A 21,842-nucleotide genomic window follows, 5' to 3' on the forward strand; every position below is an offset into this window, starting at 1 on the left:
ACCAGCTGCGGCACGACCTCGAACAGGTCGCCCACCAGGCCGTAGTCGGCCACCGAGAAGATCGGCGCTTCCGGATCCTTGTTGATGGCGACGATGGTCTTCGAGTCCTTCATGCCGGCCAGGTGCTGGATCGCGCCCGAGATGCCGACCGCGATGTACAGGGTCGGGGCGACGATCTTGCCGGTCTGGCCGACCTGCCAGTCGTTCGGCACGAAGCCGGCGTCGACCGCGGCGCGCGATGCGCCCATGGCGGCGCCCAGCTTGTCGGCCAGGGGTTCCAGCAGCTTGAAGTTCTCGGCCGAGCCGATGCCGCGGCCGCCCGACACGATGATCTTGGCGGCGGTCAGTTCCGGACGGTCCGACTTGGCCAGCTCACGGCCCACGAAGGCCGACTTGCCGAAGTCGCCGACGGCGGCGATCTGCTCGACGGCGGCCGAACCACCGGTAGCAGCCGAATCGAAGGCGGTGCCGCGCACGGTGATGACCTTCACGCTGTCGCCCGACTGGACGGTGGCGATGGCGTTACCGGCGTAGATCGGACGCTCGAAAGTGTCCGGGGACTCGACCTTGGTGATTTCCGAGATCTGGGCCACGTCCAGCCTGGCGGCCACGCGCGGCAGGATGTTCTTGCCGTAGGCGGTGGCCGGGGCCAGGATGTGCGAGTAGCCCACGGCGATCGCCAGGATCTGCTCGGCGACGTTCTCGGCCAGGCCGTCGGCGAAGTGCGGCGCGTCGGCGACCAGCACCTTCGAGACGCCCGCGATCTGCGCGGCGGCTTCGGCGGCGGCGCCGCAACCGGAGCCGGCGACCAGGATGTGGACCTCGCCGCCGCACTGGGCGGCCGCGGTCACGGTGTGGTGGGTAGCGCCCTTGAGGGAGCCGTTGTCGTGTTCTGCAATGACGAGTGCGACCATGTTCTTTTCCTAAGTATGTTTAGATAACCTTGGCTTCGGTGCGCAGCTTCTGCACCAGGGTCGCCACGTCCGGCACCTTGACGCCGGCCGAGCGCTTGGCCGGCTCGACCACTTTCAGGGTCTTCAGGCGCGGGCTCACGTCGACGCCCAGGTCTTCCGGCTTGACGGTTTCCAGCGGCTTCTTCTTGGCCTTCATGATGTTCGGCAGCGTCACGTAGCGCGGCTCGTTCAGGCGCAGGTCGGTGGTGACGATGGCCGGCAGGGTCAAGGCAACGGTTTCCAGGCCGCCGTCGACTTCGCGGGTCACGGTCACTTTACCGTCTTCCAGCACCACTTTCGAAGCGAAGGTGGCTTGCGGCCAGCCCAGCAGGGCTGCCAGCATCTGGCCGGTCTGGTTCGAATCGTCGTCGATCGCCTGCTTGCCCAGGATGATCAGCTGCGGCTGTTCCTTGTCGGCCAGCGCCTTCATGATCTTGGCCACGGCCAGCGGCTCGGTCTCGCCGCCGGTCTCGACCAGGATGCCGCGGTCGGCGCCGATCGCCATGCCGGTACGCAGGGTTTCCTGGCACTGGGCCACACCTACCGACACCGCCACCACTTCGGTGACCTTGCCGGCTTCCTTCAGGCGCGTGGCTTCTTCCAGCGCGATCTCGTCGAACGGGTTCATCGACATTTTGACGTTGGCGATATCCACGCCGCTGCCGTCGGATTTGACGCGGACCTTGACGTTGTAGTCGACCACGCGTTTGACGGGTACCAGGACTTTCATAGGGTGCCTTTAGAAAATGGAATGGGTGACAGACGAAAATGGCCTAGATTATAAGAGAAATTCGGCTTCAGGTCGAAATTAAAGCACGATCGTGCGATTTTTAGTTAGAGGATTTCGACTAAAGTACGATCTTACAGGTGTCGGGTATGGGAAATGCGGGGCTGGCGCAGGCCTGCCCCGTCATTGTAGCGCCGCCGGGAAGGATTACTTACGGCGCATCAGGAAGATGAATTCGCCGTTTTCGACGGTATGGGCCAGCAAGGCGTTGCCGGTCTGCTTGGCGAACGCCTGGAAGTCACGCACGGAACCGGTATCGGTTGCGACGATGCGCAGCACCTGGCCGCTTTCCATCTCGGCGAGTGCCTTCTTGGCTTTAAGGATCGGCAGCGGACAGTTCAGTCCGCGCGCATCCAGGTCTCTCTGGAATTCCATGGTATCAATGTCGATAGTAGTGTCGCTCATCGCATGCCTGCAAAGTAGATGGTGCTCGGAAGTCGAATACTACTCCCTTTTCGGCAGTATGACGCAGCGCACCAAAATAGTCACACATTGTTGCAGGACTGCAACCGATTGTGAAATTATCTATGCTTGCGCACCATGGCAAATCACGAATGAAACCAACCGGCACCGCCATGGTGCGACACATGGTAAATGCGGGCCTCCCGCCCCGATTGCAAGCGAGCAGGTGCGTGCCGCTGCGTAAACGCACACGCCGCCCGAAGGCGGCGTTTTTTTACCAGATGGTCAAACGCTTAGGCGCGCTCGCCCACCCAGCCGGCCACGCCGGCCAGCGCCTGCGGCAGGCCGGCCGGATCGGTGCCGCCGGCCTGTGCCATGTCCGGACGGCCGCCGCCCTTGCCGCCCACCTGCTGGGCGACGAAGTTCACCAGCTCGCCGGCCTTCACCTTGCCGGTGGCATCCTTGGTCACGCCCGCGATCAGGCTGACCTTGCCGTCCGCCACGCTGGCCAGCACGATGGCGGCGGTTTTCAGCTTGTCCTTCAGCTTGTCCATGGTCTCGCGCAGCGCGGTGACGTCGGCGCCTTCCATGGTCGCGGCCAGCACCTTGATGCCGTTCACGTCGATGGCCTTGGTCACCAGCTCGTCGCCCTGCCCCGCGGCCAGCTTCGACTTGAGCGCGGCGACTTCCTTCTCCAGCGACTTGACCTGGTCCTGCACCTGCGCGATACGGCTCGGCAGCTCGTCCGGGCTGGTCTTCAGGGCGCCGGCGGCTTCCTGCAGCTTGCGGTTGATCGACTGCACCAGCGCCAGCGCGCCCTCGCCGGTCACGGCCTCGACGCGGCGGATGCCGGCGGCCACGCCGCCCTCCGACACGATCTTGAACAGGCCGATGTCGCCGGTGCGGGTGACGTGCACGCCGCCGCACAGCTCTTTCGACGAGCCGATGTCCAGCACGCGCACGGTGTCGCCATACTTCTCGCCGAACAGCGCCATCGCGCCGTGCTTGACGGCGTCGTCGAAGGTCATGTGCTGGGCCTGGGTTGCGTGGTTCTCGAGGATTTCTTGGTTGACGATCATCTCGACCTTGGCGATTTCGTCCGCGGTCAGCGGTGCGCCGTGGCTGAAGTCGAAACGGGTCTTGTCCGGATCGACCAGCGAGCCTTTCTGCTGCACGTGGCTGCCCAGCACTTCGCGCAGGGCCTTGTGCATCAGGTGGGTCGCCGAGTGGTTGCGGATGGTGCGCGCGCGCTTGACGGTGTCGACCTGCGCGTCGACGGTGTCGCCCACCTTGAGCGAACCTTCGCGCAGCACGCCGTGGTGGCCGAAGACTTCGGCCTGGATCTTCAGGGTGTCCTCGACTTCGAACAGCTTGCCGTCCGAACGGATCACGCCCTGGTCGCCCACCTGGCCGCCCGACTCCGCGTAGAACGGGGTGGTGTCGAGCACCACGATGCCTTCCTGGCCGGCCTGCAGTTCCTCTACCTTCACGCCTTCGGCGTACAGGGCCAGCACATGGGTGTTGTGGGCCAGCGATTCGTAGCCGACGAACTTGGTCTTCTCGCCCGCATACTCGACCTTGGCGGCCATCTTGAACTTGCCGGCGGCGCGCGCGGTCTTCTTCTGCTGCTCCATGGCGGCGGCAAATCCTGCTTCGTCGAGCGTAACATTGCGCTCGCGGCAGATATCGGCGGTGAGGTCGAGCGGGAAGCCGTAGGTGTCGTACAGGGTGAAGGCGGTGGCGCCGTCCAAGTTCCTGGCATCCTTGGCAAGCTGGGCTTCCAGGATCTTCATGCCGTTTTCCAGGGTTTCGCCGAAACGCTCTTCCTCGGTCTTGAGCACCTGGGCAACACGCTCCTTGGCCTCGCGCAGTTCCGGATAGGCTTCGCCCATCTCGATGTCGAGGTCCGCGACCAGCTTGTGGAAGAAGGGTTTCGTCTGGCCCAGCTTGTGGCCGTGGCGCAGCGCGCGGCGGATGATGCGGCGCAGGACGTAGCCGTGGCCTTCGCTGCTCGGGATGATGCCGTCGACGATCAGGAAGGACGCGGCGCGGATGTGGTCGGCGATGACCTTGAGCGAATTGTTCTCCAGGTCGGTGGCGCGGGTTTCACGGGCAGCCGCCTTGATCAGCGCCTGGAACAGGTCGATCTCGTAGTTGCTGTGCACGTGCTGCAGCACGGCGGCCAGGCGCTCCATGCCCATGCCGGTGTCGATCGACGGCTTCGGCAGCGGGGTCAGGGTGCCCGATTCGTCGCGGTTGAACTGCATGAACACCAGGTTCCAGATCTCGATGAAGCGATCGCCGTCTTCTTCCGGCGAGCCCGGAGGACCGCCCCAGATGTCGGCGCCGTGGTCGTAGAACACCTCGGTGCACGGACCGCAGGGGCCGGTGTCGGCCATCTGCCAGAAGTTGTCGGATGCGTAGCGCGCGCCCTTGTTGTCGCCGATGCGGATGATGCGCTCTTTCGGCACGCCGATCTCGTTGGCCCAGATGTCGTAGGCCTCGTCGTCCTCGAAGTAGACGGTGACGGTCAGCTTCTCGGCCGGCAGCATGTAGACCTTGGTCAGCAGCTCCCAGCAGTAGTTGATCGCGTCGCGCTTGAAATAGTCGCCGAAGCTGAAGTTACCCAGCATTTCGAAGAAGGTGTGGTGGCGCGCGGTGTAGCCGACGTTTTCCAGGTCGTTGTGCTTGCCGCCGGCGCGCACGCAGCGCTGCACGGTGGTGGCGCGCGAGTACGGGCGCGTATCCAGGCCCAGGAACACATCCTTGAACTGCACCATTCCGCTGTTCGTCAGCAGCATGGTCGGGTCGTTGCCCGGCACCAGCGGGCTGGAACGGACGATGGTGTGGCCTTTGGACTCGAAGAACTTGAGGAACTTTTCGCGGATTTCGGAGGATTTCATGTCGTGAGGGCGGAATGAGGGAGCATGCGCTATAAAAAATCGATTATAGCGTAGCTGAGGGGCCGGATTATTAGTCCGGCTGATATTTACGGGGAAAGGTCGTGCTGCGAAGACGCGACGGAATTGGAGGGAATGATGCCACTGGCATTGTTCCGCCCAATTTGACGTTCGCAGCGTACCGAGAACGTCAGCGCAACAGCGAAAGAACCGCGCGCGGCTGGCTGTTCGCCTGCGCCAGCATCGCCGATGCCGCCTGCTGCAGGATCTGCGCGCGCGTCAGCCCCGCCGCCGCGCCGGCATAGTCGACGCCCGCGATGCGCTCCCTGGCGGCCGCCATGTTGGCGGAACCCGCCTGCAGCGCGCCGGCCGCCAGGTCGAGGCGGTTGCTGGAGGCGCCCGCCACCACGCGCTGCTGGTTCACATAGGCCAGCGCCTGGTCCACGTGCAGCAGGGCCACCGCGCCGCGCTGCATGTCCAGCTTGGCCAGCCCGAGCGCCGCCGCGTTGATGGCGCCGAACTGCAGCTCGATCAGGTCCCCCGCCTTGTCGCCGGCCTGCACCTGCACCCGGCGCACGCCGGTATGCCCGCCCAGTTCCGGGTACTCGACCACGAAGCCGCCCAGGCCATCGTCGGCATTGTTGTCGCCGGCGTCCGCGACCACGCTGCGCGCGTTGAATACGGGGCCGCCATCGGCATCGAGGCCGCCGATGGCGCCGGTGTCGGTGTTGGTCAGGTTCATCCTGTTCAAGAGGAATTCGTCGCCGTCGGCGCTGAACTCCGTCAGGAAGTCAGTCTCGTTCGCGATCCTCCCTCCCGTCACCGCGTCGAGCGCGGTACTCAGGGTCGCGCCCTGGTTCCTGCTCAGGTGTTGCATCAGCCCCTTCATCCCGCCTTCCACCCCCAGGTCCTTCAGGCGCTGGTGCAGGAAGCGGGCGGCGACGTAGGCGCTCTCGTATTCGTAGGTGCCGCCAGAGACGCCGATGCCGCCGACGATCGTCGCGGCGTCCGCGCCGGCGAGCGCGCCGCGCACGCGCTCGTCGGCGCCGTGGATCAGCTCTGCCGCGCCTTCCCTGAACCAGGATGGCAGGTTTGAGAAGTTCATCGTGCGCGCCATGATCGCATGCGCCATCTCGTGCGCGATGATGCGGTCGCTGTACATCGGCGCGCTGCCGCCGTCCGCGGTGGCGGCGCTGCCGAAGTCGGCCATGTCGATGTTCAGCGACAGCTCGTCGAGCTTGCCGGAACCACTGCCGCTCACCCAAGCCAGCACGCCGCTCGGCGTACCCGGGGAGACCAGGTTGACCTTGAGCTTGACGCCATCCGCCTCGAGCCCGAACAGGTCCTTGACCATCTTTTCGGAGGCGCTCAGCCAGCCCGTCTTGAGCCCGTCGAGCACCGCCCGCTTCTTCTCGTCCTCGCCGCCGATGCTGACCCGGTCCTGCGAGAACAGCGCCTCGCCGTTGAACTGGGTCTCGGCGCCGACCTGGTTGATGTGATTCAGGATTTCCATCGCCTCCTGCTGCAGCTTGGCGCGGTCGCCGCTGCCGTAACTGCCGTTGCCGGAGGCGACCGCCAGCTCGCGCAGGCGCTGCAGGCTGTCGGACACGTTCGCCAGGGCGCCGTCCGCCACCTGCAGCATCGAACCGCCATCGCTGATGGCGCGCATGGCCTGGCTGAGGCCGCGCATGCCGGAATCGATGCGCGCGGCGATGGCCTGGCCCGCCGGGTCGTCGGCCGCCTTGTTGATGCGCGTGCCCGCCGTGAGGCGCGTGAGCAGCGTCTCCTGCGCGGCGACGTGCAGGCGCAGGCTGCGCTGGGCATTCAGCGACAGGGAATTATTATTGATTGACAATGACATAAGCGTCATCCGTGATGGCAGTTGTCAGCCTTTATCGACAACTGGTCAATTTCCTGAAGGGTGTTCTTGAAATATTTATATGAATCCGGCTTGTAAGCTATGAAAGATTGGGGCCGATCAAATCGATGCGGTCGGTACAGAAGGCCTCGACGCCCCAGTCCAGCAGTTCGCGCGCCCGCGCCGGCTCGTTGACGGTGTAGCAGAACAGGCCGAAGCCGGCGTCGCGCACGGCCTTGGCCAGCGCCGGGCTCAGGTGCTTGTGGTTGGCGTGGATCGCGACCGCCTCGACCGAGCGCGCCAGCGGTTCCCAGCCGGGCGGCAGCTCGCTCATCAGGAAGGCGCGCGGCAGGTCCGGGGCGGCGTCGCGCGCGCTTTCCAGTGCCGCCAGGCTGAACGAGGACAGCAGCGGCACGCGCTCCAGCCTGCCTTCCGCGATCTCGTCCGCAAACATGGCGCGGGTGATGCGCGCCACGGTCTCGCCGGTTTCGCGGTCGAAGCCGCGCGCCGGCTTGACTTCGATGTTCATCCAGATGCCGTGCGCCTTGCAGTACTGCGCAAACTCGACGAACAGGGGTACCGGCTCGCCGCGGTAGTCGGCGCCGAACCAGTCGCCGGCGTCCATCCGGGCCAGCTCATGCGCATCGTAGTCGAACACGTGGCCGGCGCCGCTCACGGTGCGGCCGAGGTAGGGATCGTGCATCACCACCGGCACGCCGTCGCGCGCCAGCATCACGTCGAACTCGATGGCGCGGAAGCCGAAGTCGATGCCGCGCCGCAGGCCGGCAAAGGTATTTTCGGGCGCCAGGGTGCCGCCGCCGCGATGCGCCAGGATCCGGGGATATCGCCACATGCCCACCTCCCTTCGCAGGAATCAGGAAACTGCCGGTGTGCCGAGCTGCCGTGACAGGTACAGGAAGAGTACGAGGTTCAGCACGACGGTCAGGTAAAACTTCCACTGGAACGAGGTCTTCGACGTCTTGTGCCGCAGCCATTGCTGCGCCAATACGGCGCCCGGCCAGCCGCCGACCAGGCCGAGCAGCAGCAGGGTCGACTCCGGCGTGCGCCAGTTGCCCTTGCGTGCCGCCGACTTGTCGATCGCGTAGGCCACGAAACAGCTCAGGCTCATCGCCAGGTAGGCGGCGCCGACCTGCAGCGGCAGGTCCCACTTCCAGGTGGCAGCGGCGTACAGGACAGCAAACAGCAGGAGCGGCAGGTAGGGCATACGGTGAGCTTACCCCGGCGAATACGTTGGTGTCTACATGGAAACGAAATACTGCTTTTGGCCTATGACCGTTGGATAACGAACAGAGGGAGCGATGCCGGAACGCCTACCCTCGGCCTTCTACCGTGTCAATGCAAGGAGTACGAAATGGCTTTCGATCTTGGCAATCTTCTGAACCAGTACCTGGGCGGCGGCGCCGGCGGCGGCAACCCCCACCAGGCCAACGACGACTTCGACCGGGTCGCCTCGAACGCGCCGCCCGACGTGCTGGCGCGCGGCGTGACCGGGGCCCTGCGCTCCGACCAGACCCCGCCCTTCCCCCAGATGGTCAGCCAGATGTTCGGGCAGAGCAATCCGAACCAGCGCGCCGGCATGCTGAATCAACTGCTGGCCACACTGGGCCCGGCCGTGCTGTCCCAGCTCGCCAGCCGGGCCGGCAGCCAAGGCGGACTTGGAGGCCTGGGCAGCATCTTCGGCGGGGGCCGTGCACCCACCCAGGTCACCCCGGAACAGGCCTCGCAAGTCTCGCCCGAAGAGGTGCGCGAACTGGCCGAAAAGGCCGAACAGGAAAACCCGAGCATCGTCGACCGCATGGGTGACTTCTATGCCCAGAACCCGACCCTGGTCAAGGCGATCGGCGGCGCGGCGCTGGCCATCGCACTGGGCCATATGGCGCAAAACATGCGCCGCCAGTGATCCATGGCGCTTCACCGTTGAATAGCGAACAGAGCAAGCATCGCCAGAACGCCTACGCTCGCTATTCAACCGTATGCAGTCAGGAGAACGAATATGGCATTTGATTTGGGCAATCTGTTATCGCAGTATCTGGGCGGCGGCAACCAGGACCGGGCGGCGGACGACTTCGACCGCGTGGCCCAGAGCGCACCGCGCGCAACGGTCGCCGAAGGCGTCGCCAATGCCCTGCGTTCGGACCAGACTCCACCCTTCCCGCAGGTCGTCAGCCAGCTGTTCGGGCAAAGCGATGCGAACGGCCGCGCCGGCATGCTGAACCAGCTGCTGGGTTCCCTGAACCCGGCACAGCTGTCCTCGGTTGCAGGCGGCGTGTTCGGCAAGCTGTTCGGCGGCGGCAAAGTGACGCCGGAACAGGCCTCGCAGGTCTCCCCCGAGCAGGTGCGCGAACTGGCCGAACAAGCCGAGCAGCAAAATCCCGGCATCGTCGACCGCATGAGCGCCTTCTATGCCGAACACCCGACCCTGGTCAAGGCGATCGGCGCCGGCGCGCTGGCGCTCGCGCTCGGCCACGTGGCACAACGCATGCGTTCCCAATCCACCATTCACCAAGGAGATGACATGGGCATCCTGAGCAATATTTTTGGCAAGATCTTCCCGAAGGCGCACGCCGCCAACAAGGGCCCGCAGGCACAACCGCAAGCCCAGGCCCCGGCGCCACAGGCCCAGCCGCAGGCTGCTCCCCAGGCGCAGCCGCAAGCACAGCCTCAGGCCGCGCCGGCCATGATGGACCAGGTCGACGTCGAGGAAATCCTGACCACCATGCAGAAGTCGTCGGGCCAGCAGCTGAACTGGCGCAGCTCGATCGTCGACCTGCTCAAGCTGCTCGGCCTGGACAGCAGCCTGCAGGCCCGCAAGGAACTGGCCGCCGAACTGCACTACACCGGCGATACCAGCGACTCGGCCTCGATGAACATCTGGCTGCACCGCCAGGTCATGAACAAGCTGGCGGCCAACGGCGGCAAGGTGCCGGCCGACCTGCGCGACTAATCCTTTCGTAGGGTGGGCGGGTCTTCCCGCCCACGCGGTGATAGTAATGGGCTCCGATGACGAGCTCGATGATCTTGCTGCGAACAATCACCGCGTGGGCGGACAAGCCGCCCACCCTACGAAAATCGCCATCTGCAATCAAATAGCCCTAGTCGGCCAACGACGTGTTGGCCGCCGTCCCGCACGAGAAGCAGAAGCGGGCGAAGGCATTCTTGCGGCTGCTGCAGCAGCCGCAGCGGTCGAACAGGCCGATGCCGCAGTGCGGGCAGAAGTCGACGCTCGCATCCTTCAGGTCGACCGGCCGCTCGCATCCCGGACAGACGCCCTTGCCCAGCCGGGCAAGGGCGGCGTCGTAGCGCAGGGTCTGGCGGCGCTGCACGTCCGGCAGCGCTTCGGCCTGCCGCTGGCGCGCCAGGTAGTGCTGCAGCGAGACGATCGCGTAGCGCCCCACCAGCACGGTGACGGCGATGCCGACCAGGTAGCGCACGTAGCCGCCATAGCTCGGCAGGTAAGGCACGAGTTCGAAGAAGAAGGCGAACAGTGCGAAGAAGATGAATCCCCACACGAAGGGCCAGTATTGGCTCTGGCGCTTGCGCGCGAACAGCCAGCCGGCCAGCACCAGCAGCGGCAGGGTCAGGGCCAGGCGATACAGGAAGACCCGCAGTTCCTTGGACGTGGCCGCCTTCTCGTAGGCGGCGCGCGCCGGCCTTTCCATGCGTTCCCAGCGCATCTGCGCGCGCTGCAGGGCCTGGTCGGCATCCAGCAGGGCCTGCTGCTGGGCCTGGACGGCCGCAAGCGCGCGGCGCTCGTCGGCCTCCAGCTTGTCGAGTCCGCGCGTACGTTCGAGCAGCTCGGGATCCTGGTCGGGACGCGCAGTCGCGCGGCGCGTGGCCAGCCAGTTATCGAAGGTCTCGCGCGCCGAGCGGGTATTCGCGCGCGCCACCTCGTGCTGCTGGGTGGCCTGTTCCAGGTCGAGCTGGGCAGTATCGCGCCGGGCCCGCGCCGCTTCCTGGCCAGCGCGCAGGGCCTCGACCCCGTTGCGGTCCATGAACTGCTCGATGCTCAGGGGCCGCTCGACGTCCCACAGGTTGTTGACGACTTTGCCGCCCAGGCCGATCAGGAAGGCGGCGAATGCGAACGCGACCAGCCACAGGGCGCGTTGCATCCATTGTTCGGTCAGGCGCAGGCCTTTGCTCATGAAACGGTCCTCCAGTGACGGTGATGGCGCAAGAGTGCCACCGGAGGGAGTCGAGGGCCAGTGCCGGCCGCAAGGGAGAGGTGTGCCGATACCCGAGGTACCGGCACACGATACCGCGGTGGATCAGAAGTAGGACAGGCCCAGCGCCTTCTTCACTTCGTCGGTAGTCTGCGCCGCCACTTCACGCGCCCGCATGGTGCCTTCCTTGAGGATCTGCAGCACCTGGCCGCGGTCCTTGGCAAACTCTTCGCGGCGTGCGCGGATCGGCGCCAGCAGCTCCTGCAGGATGCCCTCCAGGCGCTTCTTGACCACGCTGTCGCCCAGCCCGCCGCGGGTGTAGTGCGCCTTCATCTCGGCCAGGCCTTCCTTGTCGGTATCGAAGGCATCGAGGTAGATGAAGGCGACGTTGCCCTCCAGGTGGCCCGGGTCCGACACCTTCAGGTGCAGCGGGTCGGTATACACCTGCTTGACCGCGGCGCGGATCTCGTCGGCGCTGGCGCCCAGGTTGATGGTGTTGCCGAGCGACTTGCTCATCTTGGCGCGGCCGTCGATGCCCGGCAGGCGGCCGACTTCCGGCACGATCGCCTTGCACTCGACCAGGATGTCCTTTTCCGGGCTGTAGGTACGGTTGAACCTGCGCACGATCTCGTTGCACTGCTCGATCATCGGGATCTGGTCCTCGCCCACCGGCACCACGCTGGCCTTGAAGGCGGTGATGTCGGCGGCCTGGCTGGCCGGGTAGGTCAGGAAGCCGGCCGGGATGTCGCGCTCGAAGCCACGCAGGATGATTTCCTGCTTCACGGTCGGGTTGCGCTCGAGGCGCGCCACGGTCACCAGGTTCAGGTAGTAGAAGGTGAGCTCGGTCAGTTCCGGGATCTGCGACTGGATCAGGATGGTCGTACGGGCCGGATCGATGCCGCAGGCGAGGTAATCGAGCGCCACTTCCACCACGTTCCGGTGTACCTTACCGATGTCATCCATGTTGTCGGTCAGCGCCTGGGCGTCTGCGAGCATGACGAACTGGCGGTAGGTATTCTGGTACTCAACGCGGTTGCGCAGGCTGCCGACGAAATGGCCCAGGTGCAGCGGACCGGTAGGACGGTCGCCGGTAAGGATGATTGGCGTGGAAGTGTTCGGGGTTGGGGAGCTCATCGGGTTTCCTTGTTATTGCCCCGATCCTCCTGCGCTGGATGTGAAAACGCCACCCGGATCGAGGCGGCGTTAGTCGAAATGCACATCATTCCTGTGGCCGCACGCTAGGAGCGGCGCCACCAGGTCAACAAAAAGTGATGTGCTTTCGGAAAATTCATGGACCGCATGGTTGCAGGTTGGCGCAAGGATGTCAACCGCTACCTAGTCCCTGGCCTGCGGCCGGCTCTCCCCTTTCGACGATTTCTTGCCTGGGACGCCGAGCTGTAGGGAATTTGTTGTTAGAAAACTAATATCTGGTGAAATTGATGAATCCACAAAAGAGCACGAACAGCCAAATCCGTCCCCTGGAACTCTGGGGCGGCCTCGAATGCACGGTCAACCGTGTCCGCGACGAGTATTTCAGCCAGCTCGAGCGCAACGGTCATCACGGCCGCGCCTGCGACATCGAGCGCTTCGCGTCCACCGGCATCCGCGCAATCCGCTATCCCGTGCTATGGGAACGCACCGCGCCCGATGGACTCGCCAGCGCCGACTGGAGCTGGGCCGACGAGCGCCTGAACGCCCTGCGCGAGGCCGGCGTGACGCCGATCGCCGGCCTGGTCCACCACGGCAGCGGCCCGCGCGACACCAGCCTGGTGGACCCGGCCTTTGCCGAACGCCTGGCCGAGTATGCCGGCGCGGTGGCGGCGCGCTATCCGTGGCTCGAGTACTACACCCCGGTCAACGAGCCCTGCACCACCGCCCGCTTCGCCGGCCTGTACGGCGTCTGGTACCCGCACGGCCGCGACGACCGCACCTTCATCGAAGCCCTGCTGGTCCAGTGCCGCGCCGTGGTGCTGTCGATGCGCGCGATCCGCGCCGTCAACCCGAACGCCAAGCTGGTCCAGACCGACGACCTCGGCAAGACCTACGGCACGCCCGAGCTCGCCCACGTGGCCGAGTTCTACAACGAGCGCCGCTGGCTGGCCTGGGACCTGCTGTGCGGCATGGTCGACGAGCAGCACAAGCTGTGGAAATACCTGACCAAAACCGGCATCGCGGCCGAAGAATTCCTGTGGTTCCGCGAGAACCCCTGCCCGCCCGACATCATGGGCGTCAACTACTACGTCACCTCCGAGCGCTGGCTGGATCACCGTCCCGAGCGCTTCCCCGAGCACCACCGCGGCGTGGCCGACGGCATCCCGTGCGCCGACATCGAGGCGTCGCGCGTGCTGGCCACGCCGACCCCGGGCATCGCCCCGCTGCTGCTTGAGACCTGGGACCGCTACGGCATCCCGCTGGCCATCACCGAAGCCCACATCGACGCCAACCGCGAAGACCAGCTGCGCTGGCTGCTCGAAATCTGGGAAGCGGCCCAGCAGTCGCAACAGAACGGCGTCGACGTGCGCGCCGTCACCGTCTGGTCGCTGCTCGGCTCCTTCGACTGGAACAGCCTGGTCACCCAGAACAAGGGCTACTACGAACCCGGTCCCTTCGACGTGCGCTCGCCCATGCCGCGCCCGACCGCGCTGGCAAGGATGATGAAGGAACTCTCCTCCGGCGCACCGCTGTCGCACCCGGTGCTGCGAGGCCAGGGCTGGTGGCGCCGCCAGGGCCGCTTCCTGTGCCACCCGCCGGTGGCCACGCCTGCGGCACTCACCTCGATCTCGGCCGACGGCCACCGCCTGGTGGGCACCGCTGCCGCCCCGATCCTGATCCTGGGCGCCACCGGCACCCTGGGCCGCGCCTTTGCGCGTGTCTGCCGCAAGCGCAACCTGTCCTACCGCCTGCTGTCGCGCAAGGAGATGGACATCGCCGACGCCGGCTCGGTCGAGCGTGCCCTCGCCGAGCACCAGCCCTGGGCGGTCATCAATACCTGCGGCTACGTGCGCGTGGACGATGCCGAGAACGAAGCCGAGCGCTGCCTGCGCGAGAACACCGCCGGCGCGGCGATCCTGGCCGCGGCCTGCGCGCGCCACGGCATCCACCTGACCACCTTCTCGAGCGACCTGGTATTCGACGGCAAGCAAAGCCGCCCCTACGTGGAGTCGGACCCGGTGGCCCCGCTGAACGTCTACGGCCGCAGCAAGGCCGAGGCCGAGGCGGCGGTGCTGGACGAACACCCGGGCGCGCTGGTGGTGCGCACCAGCGCCTTCTTCGGCCCCTGGGACCAGTACAACTTCGTCACCCTGGCGCTGAACGCGCTTGAACGCGGCGATCCCTTCGTGGCCTCGAACGACCTGACGATCACGCCGACCTACGTGCCGGACCTGGTGCACGCCTGCCTGGACCTGGCGATCGACCGCGAGGCCGGCATCTGGCACCTGGCCAACGGCGGCGAGCTGACCTGGGCGGAACTGGCCCTGAAGGCAGCCGAGCGGGCCGGCGTGGATGCCAGCCGCCTGGAGGCACGATCGATTGCCTATCCGGCCGCGCGCCCGGCCTACTGCGCCCTGACCAGCGAGCGCGGCATCCTGCTGCCGCGCCTCGACCAGGCCCTCGACCGCTACCTGGAGCTGCGTAACGTGCACGATCCGGAGATCGAGGAACTCCAACACACCGCCGAAAGCCGCCAGCCGGTGGCCAGCGGGCACCGGCAGCAGGAGGAGACGCCGCCGGAGGCGGTGCAGGCGGGGAATTGCTGATCGGTTGAAAAGTCAAATTAGGTCCCCGCCTTCGCGGGGACGACGGTCTTGAGGTCACGTATCGATAGCTCGATTATCAATACGCGTCCTTAAAACCGTCGTTCCCGCGCAGGCGGGAACCCAAGTTCTCTATGCTCAGCCACTGTACTGACATCCCCATTCCCACGCTACAATCCCGGGCAAACAACAACGCCACCGCCCACCCATCGTGCAAGAGCAACACGCCTTTCCGTTCCTGCGGGAAATCCTCCTCTTCCTGATCCTCTCCGGCATCCTGATTCCCATCCTGCAGCGCCTGCGCATCAACCAGGTGATCGGCTTCCTTGCCGTCGGCACCCTGGTCGGCCCCTTCGGCCTGGGCCTGCTGGCCGGCGAGGTCCCCTGGCTGGCCTTCCTCACCTTCCCGCGCGACCAGGGCATTGCGGCGCTCGCCGAGATCGGCGTGCTGTTCCTGATGTTCATGATCGGGCTCGAACTCTCGGCGGCGCGCCTGTGGGCGATGCGGCGCTGGGTGTTTGGCGCCGGCACCGCGCAGGTGCTGGCCAGCGCGGCGCTGGTCGGAGCCGTCCTGCTGCTGGCCTATGGACTCGACTCACAGGCGGCCCTGGTCGTCGGCCTGGTGCTGTCGCTGTCCTCCACCGCGGTCGTGATGCAGCTGATGGCCCAGCAGGGGGCGACCGGTTCTCCGCTCGGGCAGGCCGCCTTCGCCATCCTGATGCTGCAGGACCTCGCCGTGGTGCCGATCCTGCTCCTGATCGGTGCCCTCGGCGGCGGCGGCGGTAGCGACAGCGTCGCCCTCCTGGCGCTCACCACGCTGCTGAAGGCCGGCATCGCCATCGCCCTGATCTACCTGGTCGGCGGGCGGGTGGTCCACAAGCTGTTCCGCGCGTTTGCCGAGCATCGCCAGCCGGACGTGTTCATGGCGCTGATCTTGCTGAGCACCTTCGGCATCGCGGGCCTGTCGGCCGCCGCCGGGCTGTCGATGGCGCTGGGCGCGATGCTCGCCGGCCTGCTGCTGGCCGAGACCGAGTTCAAGCACGAGGTCGAGCTGATGATCGAGCCCTTCAAGGGCCTGCTCATGGGCCTGTTCTTCATGACCGTCGGGATGAGCATCGACACCCGCCAGATCCTGGCGGCGCCCCTGCTGCTGGCGGCTTCGCTGGCCGGGCTGGTGCTGCTGAAAGCCCTGGTGACGGCAAGCCTGCTGCGCATCGGCGGCCAGCCCTGGAGCCGCGCGCTCGAAGGCGGCCTGCTGCTGGGCCAGGGCGGCGAATTCGCCTTCGTTGCGATCGGCTACGCCATGAGCGCGCGGGTGCTCGACCCGGCGCTGGGCGGACAGGTCATGCTGGTGGTCGGCCTGTCGCTGTTCATCACGCCCCTGCTGGTGCGCCTGGGACGCGCCATCGGCGAACGCGGCGAACACGCGCGCGACGAACATGCGGCGGCAAGCGACAACGGGGCCCTGGGCTCGGCGCGCGGCCGCGTCATCATCGCCGGCTTCGGCCGCGTGGGCCAGCAGCTGGGCAAGCTGCTGGGCGAGCAGAACATTCCTTTCGTGGCCTTCGAGTGCAATGCCAAGCTGGTGTCGAAGCTGCATGCGGAAGGCCAGCCGGTCTACTTCGGCGATGCTTCGCGTCCCGAACTGCTGCGCCGCGTGCATGCCGACGAAGCGCCGGCGATCGTGCTGACCATGGACCATGCGGCATCAAGCATGCACGCGGTGCGCGGCATCCGCCGCGAATTCCCGCACGCGCAGCTGTTCGTGCGCTCGCGCGACGAGAAGCACGCGCGCGCCCTGCGCCTGGCCGGCGCCAGCGTGGTGGTGCCGGAAACGCTGGAAGCGAGCCTGCAGCTGTCGGCCTTCGTGCTGGAGGCGATGGGGCTGGACGGGCGCCTGGTCGCCGGCATCGTCGACCACGAGCGCGACCTGGTCACGGCCAAGCTGCTGGAGCCGGAAGGCACGCGTGCGAGTCCAGCCTGAATGATCCGGCAGGCCTAGATCAACTCGACGAGGCGCGCATCCCAGGCACAGACCCTGAAGCCGAGCCGCTGGATCAGGCCCGGCGCATCCTTTTGCAGCCTGTCGACGGTTTTGTAGATCCGTTCGAGCGCCGTCCCTTCGGTACGGACATACCGGTTCCAGAAGAGCCAGTCGAACGACGAGGAATCGATGAAGTCGATACTCTTCTCGTAGCCGGCAATCCATTTGATCCTCGTGCCCGCTTCGAGAAGCTCGCTCAACACGTCGACGTTCCCGAACAGGCAGCTGCCGAAATAGAGGGAATCCAGCCTTCCCGCGTTGCCGGCCGCCTCGCTGATCGTGTTCTTGATGATGGTCTTGGAGATCGAATCGCCATTCGAACCGTAGATGGCGTTCTCGGCCCCGTGTCCGGCGACATAGATATTATGGATACCATCGGCGGCGCTCAGGCGGACGAGAATCTCCCTGAACGCCCGGCCGTCGTTGAACATCTCATAGTGATAGTGATGTGGCGAGTCACAATAAATATCACTCAGCAGATCGAACATGCCCCTGACGGACGTGTTCTGCTTTCTAAACCATTTCCCTTCGATGACTGCCAGCTTCATGCCTCGCTCATTCCTTTTCGTGTCGCATCAGCGCCATCCCCGTGCGGCAGCTGTTCCATACGCATCTTATTGAAGAAATTGCAATTTTGCAATATTCTGCTGAGTTGCGCACGCCAGACAAGCGCAGCGCGCGTGAACACGGCCTCGCTATACTGGACCGGTCCACCGTCTGGAGGTGCATCATGTTCGCCCGCTTCCTGTGCACATTGCTCGTCGCCTTTCCCCTGCTGGCCGGCGCGGCCGACACCCTGGTCGTCAACAGCCGCGCGACCGGGACGCTGTATCTTCCCGGCTCCCCGGGAGTCGCCTACTCGCTGGACTTCGCTTCCGAGCTGCGGCCGGCGTCGGTTGGGCGCCAGTCCGGGGACATCGTGTTCAGCGAATACGGTCCTGCGACCTTTACCCTGATCTATAACGGGCAGACCGAAGTCTGGTCGGACGCCTGGGATCCCGGCATGGGCCAGACCTCGGGAAGAATGTCTCCCGGCAGTTCCATTCTCAATACCGGCGATACGTTCTCGCACGATTTCCGCTTCATGCTCACCCGCGACAACTACGGGGCGGAAGGAGGCATTTCACTGAGCACGCCGAGAGGCATGTTTCCTGGATCGCTGGATTTCGTTCCGCAGGCATTCTCGGTGACCGATCCCGACCGGGCCAGCCTGGTCATCAATATGCTCATGGGCGGCGAACGCATCGCCCAGTGGTACGGCACGGTGGACAGCTTTTCATTGTCGATCAGCCCGGTGCCGGAGCCGGGCGCCATGCAGGTGCTGCCGTTGGGATTGGCCGTCCTCCTGGCGGCCGGGTGGCGCCGGCGCATGCCGGCCTAGGCGGGCACGCGCGCCGCCCTGCCGGCCGCCAGGCAACCCCACCACGCGGCCTCTTCGAACACCGACAGCCCGGACAGGTCGGCATGGGCGAACAGCAGCGGGCCATCCGCCTCGCGCAGTGCCGCCAGGCCGGCGTTGCCGCGAAAGCCCGGCTGCGGCACCGCCATCGCATGCGCGCGCAGCGTGATGTCCACGCGCTCGACACACGGGGCAAAGGCCCAGCCGTAGGCTTGCTTCAGGTCGCTTGCGGCCAGCGCCAAGAGCGCGTCCGGGCTGGCCGACTGCATCCAGCGCCGCGCCGCAGCAGGCGTGTGCTGCGACAGCGCCGTGTAGGCCGTGAACACGGTCTTCTCGGGCGGGCGCGAACGGATGTCCTGGTGGGTTGAGACGACGTAGCCGAGTCCCCTGCCCCCGTAGACCACATTGTCCCAGGCCAGCTGGGCCTCGGGCAGCTCGCGCGGGAAGTCGCGCATCAGGAAGTTCGACACCATCCAGGGCGCGTAGTCCCCTAGGTGCCGGCGCGGGTCGAAGCCATGGCGCTCGATGCCCTCGACCACCCGGCTGACGACGAACAGCGGCATGGCGCAGATCGCGCGCCGTGCCCGCACCAGAAAAGAACGCGGTTTGCCCTGCTCGAGCGTGAAGCACAGCGCTTCGACCTTGCCGTCCACTTCGGCTACGTGTGCCGCCGTCCCCGCGCGCCGGCGCGGTCCCGCCTTGGCTGCAAGCGCTTCGGCCAGCGGGGCCAGCCCGCCGGGCCAGGTCAACAGCGCGTTCTCCTCCGCATTCGCCGCCTGCCCCCAGCGCCCGGCAAAGTAATGAATACCGGCCCAGGCGGACACACGCGCGATGCCCGCGCCGTAGTCGTCGCGGCAGCAGTAGTCGAGATACCAGCGCAGGGTCGCGGAACGGTAGCCCTGGTCGCCCAGCCACTGTGCGAAGCTGACGCGGTCCAGTGCGGCGAAGGCCGGATCGGCGGACGACAGCGCCAGCGGGAACACGAAGGCGCGCCGGCCGTCGCTGCCGCGCAGGTGACGCAATCTCGCCATCTCGTCGAAGAAGGCCTTGTGCTCGGCCGCGTCCGAGGCGTCTGTCGGCACCAATCCTTCGTGCCAGACGCCTTCGCGCAGCAGGCGCTCCTCCGGCCCGTGCAGGATGAAACGCTCGTCGTAGTACGGCTTGTCCTTGTCCGCATCGCGCAGGAGGATGCCGAGGTCTGCCAGCATCTCGCGCACATGGGTCGATTCTGGGCCGGGCAGCGGCAGGTAGTGCGCACCCGTCGGGCAGGCCAGGTCGCCGTAGCGGCTGCCTGCGGCGTTGCCGAAGGCTTCCGGTCCGTCGAGCAGGAGAAAATCATCGTGACCGAGCCGACCGAGCTTCCACGCCGCGCTCAGCCCGGCGACACCGGAGCCGAGGATCACCACGTCGGTCTCTATCGTTTTCGAGGGCGGCGGCAACTGCGCGCGATCGCGCAGGAAGTGCCCTTCCGCCCTGCCCGGCGTGTGTACGCTTGGCGTGAGTTCCTGCCAGCGCATGAAACCGGTAGCGGTCGCCAGCCCGGCCGTGCCGGCCCCGAGCGCCGTCAGCAGGAAGGAACGGCGGTCCATCAGCGGATCACCTGGTTCCAGTCTTCCTCGAACTCGCGCACCAGCGACTGGGTGTCCAGGCGGTTCGGCACCATCTGGCGGCGCGGCATGTCGGGCGGCCAGTCGAACATGGCGCGGGTGGTCTCGCCAGTCAGGTAGCGCATCGGCAGGCGGTAGCTGGTGGGCGGCACGAAGCGGCCCTGGGGCGAGGCCATGATGAAGCCCCACTCGCCGAAGGATGGCACATACAGGTGGTAGGGCCAGGTCTTCAGCCCGACTTCGCGCAGCGTCGCCTCGATGGTCCAGTAGGCGTTCGGCGCGAAGAAGGGCGAGGTCGACTGCACCGCGATCAGGCCATTGGCCGCGACATGCTTGCGCAGCATGCCGTAGAAGGGCACCGAGTACAGCTTGCCGAGCGCAAAGCTGGACGGATCGGGGAAGTCGACGATGGCCACGTCGTACATGCCGGCTTGGCTTTGCAGCCAGATACCGGCATCGGCATTGATGATCTTCACGCGCTTGTCCTGCAGCGCGCCGGCATTGAGTTTCACCAGCTCGGGCCGGGTCGCGAAGGCCTGGGTCATGGCCGGATCCAGGTCGACCAGCGTCACCTCTTCCACCTGCGGGTAGCGCAGCACTTCGCGCAGCGCCAGGCCGTCGCCGCCGCCCAGCACCAGAACACGCTTGGCCCAGGGCAGCGACTGCATCGCCGGATGCACCAGCGCTTCGTGGTAGCGGTATTCGTCGCGCGAGGAAAACTGCAGGTTGCCGTTGATGTACAGGCGCAGGTCGTCCTTCCAGCGCGTGATCACCAGGCGCTGGTAGGGCGTGGTGGTCGAGTACACGACGTCGTCGCCGAACAGCCCGTGCTCTCCCCACTCGACCATCCGGTCCGAGAAACCGAAGCCCAGCACCAGGGTGAACAGCACCGCGCTGGCGCGGATCGCCTTGCCGCGCAGGTGCTCCAGCTCATGGCGGAACACGTACAGGGTCCACATCGCGACGCCCACGTTGAGCATCCCGAACAGGAAGCCGGTGCGCACCAGCCCGAGATGCGGCGCCAGCACCAGCGGGAACAGCAGCGACACGGCCAGCGCGCCCAGGTAATCGAAGGTGAGCACGCGGCTGACGATCTCGGCGAACTCGGTGCGGCGCTCGTTCAGCGCGCGCATCACCAGCGGCACTTCCATGCCGACCATGGCGCCGATCAGGAACACGGTCACGTAGAGCACCGTGCGGAAGGGCGCGCCCATCCAGGTGAAGGTCATGAACAGCACCGCCGCCGAGATCCCGCCGATCAGGCCGACGGCCAGTTCGATGTCGATGAAGCGGGACAGCACGTCTTCGTCGCGCACATACTTCGAGAAGTGGGCGCCGACACCCATGGCGAACAGGTAGCAGCCGATGATGGTGGAAAACTGCAGGACCGAGTCGCCCAACAGGTAGCTGGACAATGCACCAGCAATAAGTTCGTAAGCAAGTCCGCAGGAAGCGACAACAAATACCGACAGGATCAGAATTTTTTTGGTCATGAAACAAATTTGTTCTAAGATCGCTGCTGCAATCTTGACTACTTTCTTTGGAGAAGCTTGTGCCCGCCATCCTAAACTATGTGCTGCATCTTGCGACGGCAATCGCGCTGGTTCTGGCATTTTTTGTGGTGTACACGCGGGTCACGCCTTACGACGAAGTACTGCTCATCCGCCAGGGGAACTGCGCCGCCGCGGTTTCGCTGGGCGGCACCCTGCTCGGCTTTTCGGTGACGATCGCCTCGGCGCTGATGCACACCGATAACTACTACGAATTCTGCGGCTGGGCCGCGCTGGCCATGCTCATCCAGGTGCTGGTCTTCGTCATCGCCACGCGCCTGCTGCGCATGTCGAAGGACCAGATCGAGCACAACAACATCGGTTTCGGCATCCTGCTGGGATCGATCTCGCTGTCGATCGGCCTGGTCAACGCCGGCAGCATCTCGTGATTTCACCAGGCTTTATT

General features: G+C 65.8%; 18 protein-coding genes. 6 read left to right on the forward strand and 12 right to left on the reverse strand.

The window, feature by feature from the left end:
• From YWC_RS0118950 to YWC_RS0118980, 7 genes are all read right to left on the reverse strand, one after another.
• On the reverse strand, positions 1–914 hold a 914-nt coding region (locus tag YWC_RS0118950), incomplete at its 3' end, for an electron transfer flavoprotein subunit alpha/FixB family protein (RefSeq protein WP_027866798.1).
• A gap of 19 nt (positions 915–933) precedes the next feature.
• Positions 934–1,683, reverse strand: coding sequence for an electron transfer flavoprotein subunit beta/FixA family protein (locus YWC_RS0118955; RefSeq protein WP_027866799.1), 750 nt, complete (start codon positions 1,681–1,683; stop codon positions 934–936).
• 204 nt (positions 1,684–1,887) lie between these two features.
• The gene (locus tag YWC_RS0118960; protein ID WP_027866800.1) at positions 1,888–2,145 is read right to left on the reverse strand and encodes a sulfurtransferase TusA family protein; all 258 of its coding nucleotides are present in this window, start codon (positions 2,143–2,145) and stop codon (positions 1,888–1,890) included.
• A 290-nt stretch (positions 2,146–2,435) separates the two neighbouring features.
• Positions 2,436–5,045, reverse strand: coding sequence for an alanine--tRNA ligase (gene alaS, locus YWC_RS0118965; RefSeq protein ID WP_027866801.1), 2,610 nt, complete (start codon positions 5,043–5,045; stop codon positions 2,436–2,438).
• Between the two features lie 187 nt (positions 5,046–5,232).
• A complete protein-coding gene (locus YWC_RS0118970; RefSeq protein WP_027866802.1) occupies positions 5,233–6,903 on the reverse strand; it encodes a flagellinolysin in 1,671 nt (556 codons plus the stop codon).
• Positions 6,904–7,000: 97 nt separating this feature from the next.
• Positions 7,001–7,753 (reverse strand): glycerophosphodiester phosphodiesterase, encoded by a 753-nt coding sequence (ugpQ, locus tag YWC_RS0118975; protein WP_027866803.1) that lies wholly within the window; start codon positions 7,751–7,753, stop codon positions 7,001–7,003.
• A 21-nt stretch (positions 7,754–7,774) separates the two neighbouring features.
• The gene (locus YWC_RS0118980) at positions 7,775–8,125 is read right to left on the reverse strand and encodes a DUF1294 domain-containing protein (RefSeq protein ID WP_027866804.1); all 351 of its coding nucleotides are present in this window, start codon (positions 8,123–8,125) and stop codon (positions 7,775–7,777) included.
• A gap of 147 nt (positions 8,126–8,272) precedes the next feature.
• Here YWC_RS0118980 and YWC_RS0118985 point away from each other — a divergent pair, with 147 nt between their 5' ends.
• Both YWC_RS0118985 and YWC_RS0118995 read left to right on the forward strand, forming a co-directional pair.
• On the forward strand, positions 8,273–8,821 hold the full coding sequence (locus tag YWC_RS0118985; protein ID WP_051306572.1) for a hypothetical protein: 549 nt from the start codon (positions 8,273–8,275) through the stop codon (positions 8,819–8,821).
• 615 nt (positions 8,822–9,436) lie between these two features.
• Complete coding sequence (locus YWC_RS0118995) at positions 9,437–9,865, forward strand: DUF3597 domain-containing protein (protein ID WP_027866887.1); 429 nt, start codon at positions 9,437–9,439, stop codon at positions 9,863–9,865.
• A 148-nt stretch (positions 9,866–10,013) separates the two neighbouring features.
• On the opposite strand, the gene YWC_RS0119000 is transcribed toward YWC_RS0118995, so the two are convergent.
• Both YWC_RS0119000 and trpS read right to left on the reverse strand, forming a co-directional pair.
• Complete coding sequence (locus YWC_RS0119000) at positions 10,014–11,063, reverse strand: zinc ribbon domain-containing protein (protein WP_027866806.1); 1,050 nt, start codon at positions 11,061–11,063, stop codon at positions 10,014–10,016.
• A 123-nt stretch (positions 11,064–11,186) separates the two neighbouring features.
• On the reverse strand, positions 11,187–12,215 hold the full coding sequence (gene trpS / locus YWC_RS0119005; RefSeq protein WP_027866807.1) for a tryptophan--tRNA ligase: 1,029 nt from the start codon (positions 12,213–12,215) through the stop codon (positions 11,187–11,189).
• Between the two features lie 305 nt (positions 12,216–12,520).
• Here trpS and YWC_RS0119010 point away from each other — a divergent pair, with 305 nt between their 5' ends.
• The gene (locus YWC_RS0119010; RefSeq protein ID WP_027866808.1) at positions 12,521–14,839 is read left to right on the forward strand and encodes a family 1 glycosylhydrolase; all 2,319 of its coding nucleotides are present in this window, start codon (positions 12,521–12,523) and stop codon (positions 14,837–14,839) included.
• A 208-nt stretch (positions 14,840–15,047) separates the two neighbouring features.
• Positions 15,048–16,820 carry a cation:proton antiporter domain-containing protein gene (locus YWC_RS0119015; protein ID WP_027866809.1) on the forward strand — a complete coding sequence of 591 codons (1,773 nt, stop codon included), beginning with the start codon at positions 15,048–15,050 and terminating at the stop codon, positions 16,818–16,820.
• 14 nt (positions 16,821–16,834) lie between these two features.
• On the opposite strand, the gene YWC_RS30030 is transcribed toward YWC_RS0119015, so the two are convergent.
• Positions 16,835–17,428, reverse strand: coding sequence for a hypothetical protein (locus YWC_RS30030; protein ID WP_027866810.1), 594 nt, complete (start codon positions 17,426–17,428; stop codon positions 16,835–16,837).
• A gap of 182 nt (positions 17,429–17,610) precedes the next feature.
• Between YWC_RS30030 and YWC_RS0119025 the strand changes: the two genes are divergently transcribed.
• Positions 17,611–18,261, forward strand: coding sequence for a hypothetical protein (locus YWC_RS0119025; protein ID WP_027866811.1), 651 nt, complete (start codon positions 17,611–17,613; stop codon positions 18,259–18,261).
• Here YWC_RS0119025 and YWC_RS0119030 read toward each other — a convergent pair.
• Both YWC_RS0119030 and YWC_RS0119035 read right to left on the reverse strand, forming a co-directional pair.
• On the reverse strand, positions 18,258–19,868 hold the full coding sequence (locus tag YWC_RS0119030; RefSeq protein WP_027866812.1) for an NAD(P)-binding protein: 1,611 nt from the start codon (positions 19,866–19,868) through the stop codon (positions 18,258–18,260). The genes YWC_RS0119025 and YWC_RS0119030 overlap by 4 nt on opposite strands.
• On the reverse strand, positions 19,868–21,379 hold the full coding sequence (locus YWC_RS0119035) for a polyamine aminopropyltransferase (protein WP_027866813.1): 1,512 nt from the start codon (positions 21,377–21,379) through the stop codon (positions 19,868–19,870). Before YWC_RS0119035 ends, YWC_RS0119030 begins: the two co-directional genes overlap by 1 nt.
• 59 nt (positions 21,380–21,438) lie before the next feature.
• Between YWC_RS0119035 and YWC_RS0119040 the strand changes: the two genes are divergently transcribed.
• The gene (locus tag YWC_RS0119040; RefSeq protein WP_051306574.1) at positions 21,439–21,825 is read left to right on the forward strand and encodes a DUF350 domain-containing protein; all 387 of its coding nucleotides are present in this window, start codon (positions 21,439–21,441) and stop codon (positions 21,823–21,825) included.
• The last annotated feature ends 17 nt before the right edge of the window (positions 21,826–21,842 follow it).

This window comes from Massilia alkalitolerans DSM 17462, assembly GCF_000427785.1.
GTDB classification, from domain to species: Bacteria; Pseudomonadota; Gammaproteobacteria; order Burkholderiales; family Burkholderiaceae_D; genus Telluria; species Telluria alkalitolerans.